At 67.9% G+C, this 12,980-nt stretch carries 10 protein-coding genes; 5 read left to right on the plus strand and 5 right to left on the minus strand.

The features are described from left to right. Window positions 1-2: 2 nt before the first annotated feature. Window positions 3-2,357, plus strand: coding sequence for a GH92 family glycosyl hydrolase (locus AC1ROD_RS08960; protein ID WP_492947914.1), 2,355 nt, complete (start codon window positions 3-5; stop codon window positions 2,355-2,357). Between the two features lie 54 nt (window positions 2,358-2,411). Here AC1ROD_RS08960 and AC1ROD_RS08965 read toward each other — a convergent pair whose 3' ends face one another. From AC1ROD_RS08965 to secG, 4 genes are all read right to left on the minus strand, one after another. Next, window positions 2,412-2,846 carry an endonuclease domain-containing protein gene (locus tag AC1ROD_RS08965; RefSeq protein ID WP_492948431.1) on the minus strand — a complete coding sequence of 145 codons (435 nt, stop codon included), beginning with the start codon at window positions 2,844-2,846 and terminating at the stop codon, window positions 2,412-2,414. Between the two features lie 60 nt (window positions 2,847-2,906). Next, window positions 2,907-4,298, minus strand: a complete 1,392-nt coding sequence (locus AC1ROD_RS08970; protein ID WP_492947915.1) for a glycoside hydrolase family 47 protein — start codon at window positions 4,296-4,298, stop codon at window positions 2,907-2,909. Window positions 4,299-4,587: 289 nt separating this feature from the next. Next, entirely contained in the window at window positions 4,588-6,237 is a 1,650-nt protein-coding gene (pyrG, locus tag AC1ROD_RS08975) for a CTP synthase (protein WP_492947916.1), read from the minus strand. Window positions 6,238-6,394: 157 nt separating this feature from the next. Further along, on the minus strand, window positions 6,395-6,826 hold the full coding sequence (secG, locus tag AC1ROD_RS08980) for a preprotein translocase subunit SecG (RefSeq protein WP_492947917.1): 432 nt from the start codon (window positions 6,824-6,826) through the stop codon (window positions 6,395-6,397). A 196-nt stretch (window positions 6,827-7,022) separates the two neighbouring features. Between secG and AC1ROD_RS08985 the strand changes: the two genes are divergently transcribed. Both AC1ROD_RS08985 and AC1ROD_RS08990 read left to right on the plus strand, forming a co-directional pair. Further along, window positions 7,023-7,778: an SDR family oxidoreductase gene (locus AC1ROD_RS08985; RefSeq protein WP_492947918.1), complete on the plus strand. Its 756-nt coding sequence runs from the start codon at window positions 7,023-7,025 to the stop codon at window positions 7,776-7,778. A gap of 11 nt (window positions 7,779-7,789) precedes the next feature. After that, window positions 7,790-8,368 (plus strand): glutathione S-transferase C-terminal domain-containing protein, encoded by a 579-nt coding sequence (locus AC1ROD_RS08990; RefSeq protein ID WP_492947919.1) that lies wholly within the window; start codon window positions 7,790-7,792, stop codon window positions 8,366-8,368. Here AC1ROD_RS08990 and tpiA read toward each other — a convergent pair. Beyond that, a complete protein-coding gene (gene tpiA, locus AC1ROD_RS08995) occupies window positions 8,365-9,114 on the minus strand; it encodes a triose-phosphate isomerase (protein ID WP_492947920.1) in 750 nt (249 codons plus the stop codon). The genes AC1ROD_RS08990 and tpiA overlap by 4 nt on opposite strands. A 186-nt stretch (window positions 9,115-9,300) precedes the next feature. Here tpiA and AC1ROD_RS09000 point away from each other — a divergent pair, with 186 nt between their 5' ends. Together AC1ROD_RS09000 and trpE are read left to right on the plus strand one after the other, a co-directional pair. Next, window positions 9,301-11,229 carry a peptidylprolyl isomerase gene (locus AC1ROD_RS09000; protein WP_492947921.1) on the plus strand — a complete coding sequence of 643 codons (1,929 nt, stop codon included), beginning with the start codon at window positions 9,301-9,303 and terminating at the stop codon, window positions 11,227-11,229. Next, window positions 11,226-12,761 (plus strand): anthranilate synthase component I, encoded by a 1,536-nt coding sequence (trpE, locus tag AC1ROD_RS09005; RefSeq protein ID WP_492947922.1) that lies wholly within the window; start codon window positions 11,226-11,228, stop codon window positions 12,759-12,761. The genes AC1ROD_RS09000 and trpE overlap by 4 nt, the downstream gene beginning before the upstream one ends. Window positions 12,762-12,980 lie beyond the last annotated feature (219 nt).

Below are 12,980 nucleotides of genomic sequence, written 5' to 3' on the forward strand. Positions count from 1 at the left end.
TCATGGTGCGTCGGATGGTGGCGATGGTCCTCTCGGCGGCGCTCGCCGTCGGGCCCGGCGGACTGGCCTTCGCGGGAACGGGCGCGCAGACGACGACGCCCTCCCCCTACGACGCCGTCGATCCCTTCATCGGCACGGCCGGTCAGGGCCACACCTTCCCCGGCGCCGTCGCCCCCTTCGGCATGGTGCAGCTGAGCCCGGACACCGAGCACAAGGTGCTGCGTCAGGGCTATGACTGGGCCTCGGGCTATCGCTACGACGACCCGACCATCCTCGGCTTCTCCCACACCCATTTCTCGGGCTCGGGCCACTCCGACCTCGGCGACGTCCTGCTGACGCCGCTGGGCGCGGGCGAGGTGAAGCTGGAGCCCGGCGATGCGGCGACGCCCGGCTCGGGCTACCGCTCCCGCTACGACAAGGCCTCCGAGGTCGCCGAGCCCGGCTATTACGCCGTCAATCTCACCGACTCCGGCGTTCATGCCGAGCTGACGGCGGGCACGCGCGTGGGCATGCACCGCTACCAATTCGCGGCCGGCGCCCCGGCCCGGGTCCTGCTCGACTTCCGCCCGTCGATCTATGACTACCCGGGCAAGGTATCGTGGTCGCGCATCCGGGTGGCTCCGGACGGCACGGTCACCGGCTATCGCGAGACGCGCGGCTGGGCGCCCGGCCGCCAGCTCTATTTCGCCATGCGCTTCTCGAAGCCCATGGTCAGCCGCTCGATCCAGAACCGGGAAGAGAACGTCACCTACAACGGCTTCACCAAGCCCGGCCGCACCCCCGGGGACCGCGATCAGGTCGAGGGTCGCGCGCTGGAGGCGGTGTTCGACTTCGGTCCGATCGATGGCCCTCTGACCGTCAAGGTCGCCCTGTCCGGCGTCGATGAGGCGGGGGCCATCAGGAACCTCGACACCGAAGGTGGGGACTTCGATTTCAACGGCTTGCGCGCCTCGACGAAGGCTCAGTGGGAACAGGCTCTGGGCGCGGTCCAGATCGACGCCCCGGCGGAGATGCGCACCACCCTCTACACCGCCCTCTATCATTCGCTGATGGCCCCGAGCGTCATGGGCGACGTCGACGGTCGCTATCGCGGGCCCGATCAGGCGGTGCACGCGGCCGAGGGCTTCACCTTCCACTCGACCTTTTCGCTGTGGGACACCTTCCGCGCCGAGCATCCGCTGTTGACCCTGGTGCAACCCGAGCAGCGCAACGCCGACATGATCAACTCCCTGATCGCGTCGCAGCAGCACAGCCCCTACGGCCTGCTGCCCGTCTGGCAGTTCGCGGGTCAGGAGACCTGGACCATGATCGGCTATCACGCCGTTCCGGTCATCGCCGACGCCTGGATGAAGGGCATCCGTGGCTTCGACGGCGAGGCGGCGCTGAAGGCCATGGTGGCCAGCGCGACCTACCGTCCCTACGGCGGGCTCGGCGACTATATGGACCTCGGCTATGTCCCCATCGACCGGGAGCCGGAGGCCGCGTCCAAGACCGTCGAATACGCCTATGACGACTGGACCATCGCCCGCATGGCCCGCGACCTCGGCCATCCCGACATCGCCGCCACCTTCGAGAAACGGGCGCAGAACTGGAGGAACAGCTTCGATCTGGAGACCGGCTTCCTGCGCGCCCGCAAGGTCGACGGGACCTACCGCACCCCCTTCGACCCGACCGCGATCAACTACGGATCGGACTATACCGAGGGCAACGCCTGGCAGTATTCCTGGTTCGCGCCCCAGGACCTCGGCGGCATCGTCGGCGCCATGGGCGGGGATGCGGCGACCGTCGCCAAGCTCGACGCCATGTTCGACTTCGACAATTCGAAACTCGACTACTCCCACGCCGAGGACATCGCCGGCCTGATCGGCCAATACATTCACGGCAACGAGCCCAGCCACCACTCGGCCTATATGTACGTCTACGCGGGCGCGCCCTGGCGCACCCAGGCGCGGCTGAAGCAGATCGTCGACAGCCAGTACCACGCCCGCCCCGACGGCCTCGCCGGCAACGACGACCTCGGCCAGATGTCGGCCTGGCTGGTCTTCACGGGCCTGGGCTTCTATCCGGTCACGCCGGGCAGCAACCAGTATGTGATCGGGCGGCCCTTCGTGGACCGGGCGGTTCTCAACCTGCCGAACGGGCGGAAGTTCACCGTCGTGACCGAAGGCCTGTCGGACGCCCACCCCTACGTCGGGTCCGTCACCCTGAACGGCCGCCCCCTCACCCGCAGCTGGATCGGCGACGACGAAATCCGCGCCGGCGGCGAACTCCGCTTCGTCATGAGCGCGAGGCCGAACCGGGGTTGGGGTTCGGGAACGGCGGCAAGGCCGTATTCGATGACCGGGTTCGGGCGGTAGTGCGCTCACCTCCCCATCGCCGAAGGGCGATGGGGAGGACAGACCGCTAAGCGGTCAGGAGGGGGCGACACCGTGGTAGCCGTTAGGGACTCTCTCCCGCACGCTCCGCTGAATGAAATCCATCACCCCCTCGATTTCGTCGCGCACATCCGAAGCCCGTAGCCGGATCACCCGGATGCCCTGCGTCGCCAGCCACGCCGTCCGTCGCCGGTCATGAGCGATCCGCTCCGGCTCATCATGTGAGGCCCCATCCACCTCGATCGCCAGCTTCACCCAGGCGCAGTAGAAATCGAGGATGTAGGGCCCGACCGGATGCTGGCGGCGGAACTTGACCCCGTTCAGACGTTTGCCGCGCAGCCGTGTCCACAGCCGCGCCTCCGGCGGCGTCATCACACGCCGGAAGACCTTGGCTCGCGTATAGCTGATCCCGTCAGGCGTAATGCAACTATGGAGTGCAAAATGGCCGACGTCGAGTCGCCCTCTCCTGATCGTCGCTGCGCGCCGATCTGTCCTCTCCATCGCCCTCCGGCGATGGAGAGGTGAACGCTCCTACGCCCGTTTGAACCCCCTGAGCACATTCGCCTCCGTGCTCAGCTGGAGCCGGCCGTAGTCCACCCGCTTCGCGTCGGCGAACAGCAGGTAGTAGTATTTCATCTGCTCGGACCACCAGTAGCCGGGGCAGTTGTCGCTCTGCTCCATCGGGCGGGTCGTGATGTCCTTCAGCGATGTGTAGCCATACGCCGCCTTCGAGGTGGTCTTCATGTTGCGATAGTGGATGGCCGCCAGACCGCGATAGCGGTCGTCGCGATCCCCGAGCCACAGGTTCAGGCAGGCGTCGGCGAACTCGGGCCTTAGCCCCGTCCGCTTGGTGCGTGCCGTGCCGGTCGTGACGTCGGTGCTCTCCGGGATGATGACGTACTTCTCCTGCATGGCCGTATAGGTGGCCAGGAAGTCGTCGCCGGCGGCCTTGAGCCCCACCTGCCCGAGCAAGCCCGCCAGATAGGCGCCCAGCACCGTCTGGGAGGTGTTGGTCACCGCCCCGGTCTCGTAGTCGACCATGGGGAACCACAGCTTGCCGTCGTAGCGATGGCCCTGATGCCCGACCATGGCGGCCATGCATTCCTCGGCGGCCATCTTCATCTCCGGGTCGCCGAACATCTCCCAGCTGTCCCAGAGGTATTCGTAGAAGCTGTCGGCATAGACGTCGATCGAGGCGTTGCGGCTGGTGAACTTGCCGGTCTCGGCGTGGATGTTGGCGGCCATCAGACCCAGCGGCGAGCGCATGTCGAGCGCATGTTTCATCGCCCGCTTGGCGGCGGCGTAATAGCGGTCGTCGCCGGTCAGCTGGCCCAGCAGGCCGAACTCGGTGGCATAGGTGCCGATCTCGGCGAGGTTGGTCTCGGGATCGCGGACCGCGCCGGTCTTCAGGTTTACATAGCGGTACGGCAGGCCGTGGGGCGAGGCGTCGAAGGCCTTCATCAGCCTGTCGGCCAGATCCTTCGCCTTGGCCAGCAGCACCGGATCGCCGCAGGCCAGATGGGCCGACAGCAGCCCGCCCACGAGCCGGATATTGGTCTCGAACACCTGGGCCTCGCCGTCGATGTCGAAATCGAGGTTCGCCTTGACCCAGTCGACCCCGGCCCGAAACTCGTCGTCCAGCTCCATGATCCACAGGGTGTCCAGCGCCTCGACCAGCGACAGGCCCAGGTCATGGCCCTCGATGAAGAAGGACTGCGACGTGCCCGAGACCGGATTGATCTCGTCCTTGCCCCAGGCCTTTTCGGCATAGTGGTCCCAGGCCCATTTGAACTCGGCCTTCACGTCGGCCCCGAGGGCGGACCAGTCTTCCGGGGACGCGCCCTGCCTTGCGAAAGCCGGGGTCGCGGCGGCGGCGGCCATCAGGGCCAGGGTGGAACGGCGGGAGAAGGAGCGCTGATTCATAACGCCACCTTCGGCGAAAGCGCGAAGGCTGGCCAGCGGGATCGGAGGTCTAGCGCGCGGTCAGCAGATGGAAGACGGCGAAAGTCGCCGCCGCGAACGCCAGCACCACGGCAGGCGTCACGATCCGGACGTGCCGGTGCAGAAAGGTGATGAACTCACCGACCATCGCAAGCGCCTCCCCGACGCCTCAACGCCCGCCTGACCGATCGAACGCTTCATGTTTATAACACGAAACTGTTCAAAAACCGTGTTCAAGTTTTCGCGTTTTGCGAGCAGGTCCGCGCGGGGATCAGACCAGACGGCTCTGCACCACCGCAGCCCCGATGAAGCTGGCGAACAGCGGGTGCGGCTTGAACGGCCGGCTCTTCAGTTCGGGGTGGTACTGGACGCCGATGAACCACGGGTGGTCGGTGCGCTCGACGGTCTCGGGCAGGACCCCGTCGGGCGACAGGCCGGCGAAGACCAGGCCCTTGGCCTCGATGGCCTCGCGGTAGTTGATGTTGACTTCATAGCGGTGGCGGTGCCGCTCGCTGATGGCCGTCGAGCCGTAGATCTCGGCGATCTTGGACCCCGCCGCCAAGGTCGAGTCATAGGCGCCCAGACGCATGGTGCCGCCCAGATCGCCGCCCTGCTGGCGCAGGACCCGCTGGTTGCCTTGGGTCCATTCGGTCATCAGGCCGACGACCGGCTCCTCGGTCGGGCCGAACTCGGTGGACGAGGCCTTGGGATAGCCGGCCTGGTTCCGGGCCGCCTCGATCACCGCCATCTGCATGCCGAAGCAGATGCCGAAATAGGGGATGTTGCGCTCGCGGGCGAAGCGGGCCGCCTCGATCTTGCCCTCGGAGCCGCGCTCGCCGAAGCCGCCGGGCACCAGCACCGCATGAGCCGACTGCAGCCGCTCCTCGCAGGCGTCGCGGTCGCCCTCGAAGGTGTCAGCCTCGACCCAGTCGATGTTGACCTTGACGTTGTTGGCCACCCCGCCGTGATGGAGGGCCTCGATCAGGGATTTGTAGGCGTCCTTGAGCACCGTGTACTTGCCGACCACGGCGACGGTGACCTCGCCGTCGGGCTGCAGCCGGCGGCGTGCGATCTCTTCCCACATGGTCAGGTCGGGCGCCGGGGCGTCGGTGATCCCGAAGTGGGCCAGGACCTCGGCGTCCAGACCCTCGCGGTGATAGTCCAGCGGCACCGCATAGATGTCGGCCGAGTCCATCGCCTGGATGACGCCGCTTTCGCGGACGTTGCAGAACAGGCCGATCTTGCGCTTCTCCTCGGCCGGGATCGGCTGTTCGCAGCGGCACAGCAGGATGTCGGGCTGGATGCCGATCGAGCGCAGCTCCTTGACCGAGTGCTGGGTCGGCTTGGTCTTCATCTCGCCGGCGGTCTTGATGAAGGGCAGCAGCGTCAGGTGCACGAAGCACGACTGGCCGCGCGGCAGGTCCTGGCCCAGCTGGCGGATCGCCTCGAAGAACGGCAGGCCCTCGATGTCGCCGACCGTGCCGCCGATCTCGACCAGCACGAAGTCCACGTCCTCGCCGACGTCGGTGAAGGCGGGGGTCAGGCAGAAGGATTTGATCTGGTCGGTGACGTGAGGGATCACCTGGACGGTCGCGCCCAGATAGTCGCCGCGGCGCTCCTTCTCCAGGATGGTCGAATAGATGCGGCCGGTGGTGATGTTGTCGGACCTGGCCGCCGACACGCCGGTGAACCGCTCATAGTGGCCCAGATCCAGGTCGGTCTCGGCGCCGTCGTCGGTCACGAAGACCTCGCCGTGCTGATAGGGGCTCATCGTGCCCGGATCGACGTTCAGATAGGGGTCGAGCTTGCGCAGACGCACCTTGTAGCCGCGCGCTTGCAGAAGCGCGCCGAGAGCGGCGGATGCGAGGCCTTTTCCGAGAGAGGAAACCACGCCGCCGGTGATGAACACATAACGGGCCATGGGGGATCACCTTACCGCTGATTCGCGGCCGCTCGACCGGATCGCGAACGAAACGGCTGTTGAAAACAGAACGAGCGCGGTCCGGATCGGCTCCGGTCGCGCTCGCTGGGGGGACTGGGGGCGGGAGCGGCGGGGAGGAAGTCCCGCCGTCCTCACCTTATTGCTTGGGCGCCGGAGCGCTTTGGGCCGGAGCCGGAGCCACGCCGGCGGTCGGGAGACTGGCCTCCAGATCGTCGAGCGACGGAGCCGCCGGGGCGGCCGGCTGGGTCGCCGGAGCCTGCTGGGCGGGCGCGTTCTGGGTCGGAGCCTGGTCGACGGCGATGGAGCCGACGGCCTTGGCGTCGATCACCGAGGCGGCGCCGCGCTGGACGTTGCCCAGGATGGTCAGGCCGATGGCGCAGGCGAAGAAGGCGCCGGCCAGCCACCAGGTGACCGTGGTCAGAAGATTGCCCGCGCCGCGCGCGGTCATGAAGCCCGAGGGGCCGCCGCCCATGCCGAGGGCGCCGCCCTCCGAGCGTTGCAGCAGGACCACCCCGGTCAGGGCGATCGAGATGAGGATCATGACGACGAGGAGAATGGTCTGGAGCATGGTCGCTTACATGTGTGGCGCGGCGCGCCGATCAAGCGGCGGCGTCTAACATTGATGGACGGGATGGGCAACGCGGCTCGTCGCCCGCACAAATATTCGCCGTTCGATGTCACATCCGGAGGTGTCGACTCGTCACCGCTTCGAACGCCGCCCGCCCTCGCTTTCGAGGCCATGGGGTCTGGCGATGGAGGTGGAAATGAAGATTGTGGTGATCGGTGGAACCGGCCTGATCGGGTCAAAGGTCGTTGAGCGACTGACAGCGCGCGGTCACGCGGCCCTCGCCGCTTCGCCCAACACCGGGGTGAACCTGCTGACCGGCGAAGGCCTCGCCGAGGCCTTGGCCGGCGCTGCTGTTGTCATTGACGTGGCCAATGCGCCCTCATTCGAGGACGCGGCCGCGATGAGCTTCTTCCGCACGGCGGGGGCCAATCTGCTGGCGGCGGAAGAGGTCGCGGGCGTGGGCCACCATCTGGCCCTATCCGTCGTCGGGACGGAGCGACTGCAGGCCAGCGGCTATTTCCGCGCCAAGCTCGTGCAGGAGGACCTGATCAAGGACGCGCCCGTGCCCTGGACCCTGCTGCGCTCGACCCAATTCTTCCCCTTTATTTCCGGCATCGTTCAGTCGGGCGGCTCCGGCGACGAAATCCGCCTGCCCCGCGCGCTGGTCCAGCCGGTCGCGGCCGATGACGTCGCCGACGCCCTTGTGGACCTGGCCCTCGCCGCCCCGTTGAACGACACCGTCGAGATCGCCGGGCCGGAGCTGATCCGCATCGACGTCTTCGCCCGGGAATATCTGGCGGCGCGAGAGGACCCTCGCGCGGTGATCGCCGACCCTGAAGCCTTCTATTTCGGCGCGCGTCTGGAAGACCGGACCCTGATGCCGGGCGCCGAACCGCGACTGGGAACGATCACCCTCGACGACTGGCTGCGCGCCACCATCTCCGCCGACTGAGGATCCCGGTCATGAAACTCTACTACAGCCCCCTCGCCTGCAGCCTCGCCGACCACATCGCCCTGCGCGAGGCCGGTTACGCATTCGACCTGGAGCGCGTCGATCTCAAGACCCATCGCACCGAAGCCGGCGTCGATTTCCGCACGATCAGTCCCAAGGGTTATGTCCCCGCCCTGATTCTCGACGACGGAAGCCTGATCACCGAGAATGTCGCCGTTCTCGACTGGATCGCGACGACAACGCCAGACCTGACCGTCGACCTGCCTCTGGGCCGGACGCGCGTGCTGGAGATGCTGACCTACGTCACCACGGAGATTCACCGCGCTTTCAAGCCGATGTGGCACGGCGGCTCGACGGACGAGAAGGCCGCGGCCGCCAAAACGGTGGCGGAACTGCTGGAGCCCGTCAGGCCGCGCGGTGACTATCTGTTCGGTGACCGCCCCAGCGTCGCGGACTTCTACCTGTTCGTCATGCTGCTCTGGGCGAAGCGTTTCGGCGTTGAGGTTCCCGAGGTTCTGGAACGTCTGCGCGACCGGATCGGCGCTCGTCCCGCCGTCCGGGCCGCCATGGCTCACGAGGGCCTTGTCTAGACCGCCCGGATGATCCCGAGGAAGTCGGCGGCCTTCAGGGAGGCGCCGCCGACCAGGGCGCCGCCGACCTCGGGGACATTCAGGATCTCGGCGGCGTTCGAGGGTTTGACCGAGCCACCGTACAGGATCGGGGCGGTGCGGCCGCCCTCCCCCAGCCGCGCGACCATGGCGGCGCGGACGGCGGCGTGGACCTCCTCGATCTGCTCCAGCGTCGGGGTCAGGCCGGTGCCGATGGCCCAGACGGGTTCATAGGCGACGGCGAAGGCCTTGCCCGACAGGCTTTCCGGCAGGGAGCCGGTCACCTGGGCCGAGACGATGGCGACGGCGTCGCCCGCCTTACGTTGCTCCAGGGTCTCGCCGACGCAGATGATGGGCTCCAGACCGGCGGCCAGGGCGGCCTCGGTCTTGGCGGCGACCTCGGCGTCGGTCTCGCCGAAGCCCGCGCGGCGCTCCGAATGGCCCAGAATCACCAGGCCCGCCCCGGCGTCCTTCAGCATCCCGGCCGAGACGCAGCCGGTGAAGGCGCCGCAGACCTCGACATGGCAGTCCTGTCCGCCCACTTCGACGGCCCCGCCCTTCACCGTCACGGCCAGCCGGTCGATCAGGGTCGAGGGCGGACAGACGGCGACGCGGCAGGCGGCGGGTTCGGCGGCCAAAGCCTGTTTCAGCGCCTCGGCCTCGGCCAGACTGGCGGCTGTGCCGTTCATTTTCCAGTTGCCGGCGATCAACTTCACGGATTGTTTCATGCGGCCTTCCTAAAGCAGGATTCCCTGCAAAGCCAAGCTGCTGCCGCAATCGCGTCACAAGGCCGCTCGTGCGTCCGGCGCGGCCCGAGTTCCGAAGGGTCCGCTTGCCGTGCCGCCGCCCCCTGCCTATAGGCCAGAGCGGCGCCGCTCACTTCCTGTCCCTGGTCGCCTCTTCAGGTTCGCTCGATGATCTCCGTGTTCCGCAATTTCGCGAAGTCCAAATGGGCCGCCGCCCTCCTGGTCCTCGTCGGTGTCGCTCTCCTTGTCGGCGGCGCGAAGCTGGACGTCTTCTCGGGCATCATGCCCAAGCACATCATCGACGCGGGCAGCCGCACGATCGACGCGGCCGAGTTCCGCAGCGATTTCGACCGCGCGCGTGAGCAGCTTCAGGAACGGGCCGGTCGCCCCCTGACGACCGAGGATCTGGTCAAGGAGAACGTCCACGTCCGCTACCTCGAGCAGCGGACCCAGGAACTGGGCTTCCTCGACTGGGCCTGGCGGACCGGCATCCGCCCTGGCAAGGCTCTGGTGATCAAGCAGATCCGCACCATTCCCGCCTTCTTCAACTCGGTCACCGGCCAGTTTGACGAGCAGCAGTACCAGTCGGTGCTGGCCGAGAAGAACTACACCCCGGTCATGATCGAGCGTGAGCTGCGCGACCAGTATGTCAGCCAGCACGCCGGCACGGCCGTCATGGCGGGCTACCGCGTGCCGCGCATCTATGGCGCCCTGCTGGCCGGCCGCGCTCTGGAGACCCGCGACGGTCGCTGGTTCCTCGTCACCCCGGCCATGGTTGGCGCGACCCCGGCTCCGACCGACGCCCAGCTGCAGAGCTTCATCACCGAGAACGCGACCCGTCTGCGCCGCCCCGAGTTCCGGATGGCGTCGGTGGTCCTGTTCACGCCGTCGGCCGACGCCTCGACGGCCGCCATCCCGGAAGCCCGGATCGTGGAGCGCTTTAACTTCAAGAAGGATTCGCTGTCGACGCCGGAAACCCGGACCTTCGTTACCCTGACCGCTCCGACCAAGGCCGCCGCCGACAAGATCGCCGCCGCCCTGCGCGCGGGCCAGAGCCCGGCCGACGCCGGCAAGGCCAATGGCGACATCCGCCCGGCCGACTTCAACAACACCCCGCGCAGCGCCGTCAGCGAACCGGCCGTCGCCGCCGCCGTCTTCGGCATGCAGCCCGGTCAGGTCTCTGACGCCATCCAGGGCCGCGTCGGCTTCACCGTCGCCAAACTGACCTCCGCGACCCCGGGTCACGCCGCCACCCTGGAAGACAGCCGCGCCGCCCTGATCCAGGAACTGCGCGCCGAGGACGCCAAGGCCCAGGTCTTCTCCAAGGTCGAGCAGTACGAAAAGGCCCGTTCCGAGGGCAAGACGCTCGAACAGGCCGTCGCGGCCATCGGCGCCCGCATCGTTCAGCTGCCCCCGATCGACAAGGACGGCAAACTGCCGAACGGCCAGGCGATGAACGCCCCGCCGCAGCTGCTGCAGACCGCCTGGACCCTGTCGAAGGGCGGCGAGTCCGACGTGATCGATGCCGGTCAGGGCCAGTATTTCGTCCTGCGCCTCGACGACATCAAGCCGGCCGCCCTGCCGACCCTGGACGAGGTCCGCGGCCCGCTGACCCAGGCCTGGATCCAGCGTGAGAGCGCCCGTCGCATCGCCGCCAAGGCTGATGAACTGGCGGCCCGCGTGCGCGGCGGTCAGGACATCGCCGCCGTCGCCTCCTCGGCCGGCGCGACCCTCGTGACCCGCAGCTCCGCCCAGCAGAACCAGCAGACCCAGACCGAAATCGGCGAGGGCGTGCTTCAGGGCCTGTTCGGTCAGGGCAAGGGTCAGGTCTTCTCGGGCCCGGCGTCCGAGACCGGCTTCGTGGTCGGCCGCGTCGACAACATCCATCCCGCCGTTCCGGCCCTGGCCGCCCCGGTCGCCGAACAGCTTCGCGTCCGCATGGGCCAGAACATGGCCCAGGCCGCCGTGGAACAGGCCATCGCCGCCGCGGCCCGCTCGACCAAGGCCAAGAACGACCCGGCCCTGGCCCTGGAAGCGCTGGGCGTCTCGGCGCCTGCCCCCGGCGGCTCCACCGCTCCGGCCGCGCCCGCCCAGTGACGGACGTCGGGTACGAAGACTTCGCGACGGGGCTGGCCGCCGGCCGGCCCCAGGTCGTGGTTCGCCGTCTGATCGACGATCTGGAGACCCCGGTCTCCGCCTATCTGAAGGTGGGCCTGGGCCGCACCCACGCCTTCCTGCTGGAATCGGTCGAGGGCGGCGCCCTGAACGGCCGCTATTCGATCATTACGGTCGATCCTGACGTGGTCTGGCGCTGCCGGGGCGGCGCAGCCGAGATCGCGCGCGGCCCCGACATCGCCGCCGACCGCTTCGCGCCGGAGCCCCTGCCCGCACTCCAGTCCCTGCGCGCCCTTATCGCGGCGACGAAGTTCGACCTGACGGCGACGCCCTGGGGCGAGCTGCCGCCCATGGCCGCCGGCCTGTTCGGCGTCTTCGGCTATGACATGGTCCGGTTGCTGGAGCCGCTGGGGGAAGCCAATCCCGACCCGCTGGACCTGCCCGACGCCGTCCTGACCCGCCCCTCGCTGGTCGCCATGTTCGATTCGGTGCGGCGCGAGATCGTCATGGTCGCGACCATCTATCCGGACGCCGGTCTCGGCGCCGAACAGGCCTGGACCGCCGCCAACGCCCGTCTGGACGACTTCGAGGCCCGTCTGCGCCGTCCGCTCGTCGGCCGCAGCGCTCCGGTCCCGGCCGAGGCGCCCGCCTTCGTCTCCCCGGTCGACGGTCAGGCCTTCAACGGCATGGTGGCGGCGGCCAAGGACTACATCGGCGCCGGCGACATCTTCCAGGTCGTGCTCAGCCACCGGTTCAGCGCCCCCTGGATCGGCGAGCCCTTCGCCTTCTACCGCTCACTGCGGCGCCAGAACCCCTCGCCCTATCTCTTCTATCTGAACTTCGGCGACTTCCAGCTGGCCGGGTCCAGCCCGGAAATCCTGGTGCGTCTGAAGGACGGCGGGGTCACCATCCGTCCGCTGGCCGGCACCCGCCCGCGCGGCGCGACCCCCGCCGCCGACAAGGCGCTGGAGGCCGAACTGCTGGCCGATCCCAAGGAACGGGCCGAGCATCTGATGCTGCTGGATCTGGGCCGCAACGACGTCGGTCGCGTCTCGGCGCCGGGCACCGTCGAGGTGACCGAAAGCTTCGTGGTCGAGCGCTACAGCCAGGTCATGCACATCGTCTCCAACGTCGTCGGCAAGGCTGATCCGAAGCTGGACGCCGTCGACACCCTGCTGGCCGCCCTGCCCGCCGGCACCCTGTCGGGCGCGCCCAAGGTGCGGGCGATGGAGATCATCGACGAGCTGGAGTCCACAAAACGCGGCGTCGGCTACGGCGGCGGCGTGGGCTATATCTCGGCAGGCGGCGAGGCCGACATCTGCATCGTCCTGCGCACCGCCATGTTCACGCAAGGCCAGGTCTTCGTTCAGGCCGGCGCCGGCGTGGTCTCCGACTCCGATCCCGCCGCCGAATACGCCGAGACCCAGGCCAAGGCCCGCGCCCCGATCAACGCCGCCTCCGACGCCTGGCGCTTCGAACTGGGCCAACCGCTCAACGACGCGGGCGCGATCTAGTCTTCCGGCTTCTCTGAATGCGGTCTTTCACGCGTCATCGGCGCGTGATCGCGGACGTCTGCAAGCGGTCTGGGTCTCCGCTTTCCGAAGCCGCAAGGCTTCGCGACATTTCAAAAATGATCAGTTTCGCGAAAATACCCGACACTTTGTTGCCATGAAGCCCGATTTGGTCCTAGTCTGAATGACACCGGTATCAAAAGGGCGATAAGCGTCCTTTGG

The sequence above is a fragment of the Brevundimonas sp. GW821-FHT12E07 genome (assembly GCF_058807035.1).

Excerpts from the sequence above, each read along its gene's own strand:
- AC1ROD_RS08985 (WP_492947918.1), top strand. The coding sequence starts at position 7,023 with ATGAAGATTGTGGTGATCGGTGGAACCGGCCTGATCGGGTCAAAGGTC.
- AC1ROD_RS08960 (WP_492947914.1), top strand. The coding sequence starts at position 3 with ATGGTGCGTCGGATGGTGGCGATGGTCCTCTCGGCGGCGCTCGCCGTC.
- AC1ROD_RS08990 (WP_492947919.1), top strand. The coding sequence starts at position 7,790 with ATGAAACTCTACTACAGCCCCCTCGCCTGCAGCCTCGCCGACCACATC.
- AC1ROD_RS09000 (WP_492947921.1), top strand. The coding sequence starts at position 9,301 with ATGATCTCCGTGTTCCGCAATTTCGCGAAGTCCAAATGGGCCGCCGCC.
- secG (WP_492947917.1), bottom strand. The coding sequence starts at position 6,826 with ATGCTCCAGACCATTCTCCTCGTCGTCATGATCCTCATCTCGATCGCC.
- AC1ROD_RS08970 (WP_492947915.1), bottom strand. The coding sequence starts at position 4,298 with ATGAATCAGCGCTCCTTCTCCCGCCGTTCCACCCTGGCCCTGATGGCC.
- tpiA (WP_492947920.1), bottom strand. The coding sequence starts at position 9,114 with ATGAAACAATCCGTGAAGTTGATCGCCGGCAACTGGAAAATGAACGGC.
- pyrG (WP_492947916.1), bottom strand. The coding sequence starts at position 6,237 with ATGGCCCGTTATGTGTTCATCACCGGCGGCGTGGTTTCCTCTCTCGGA.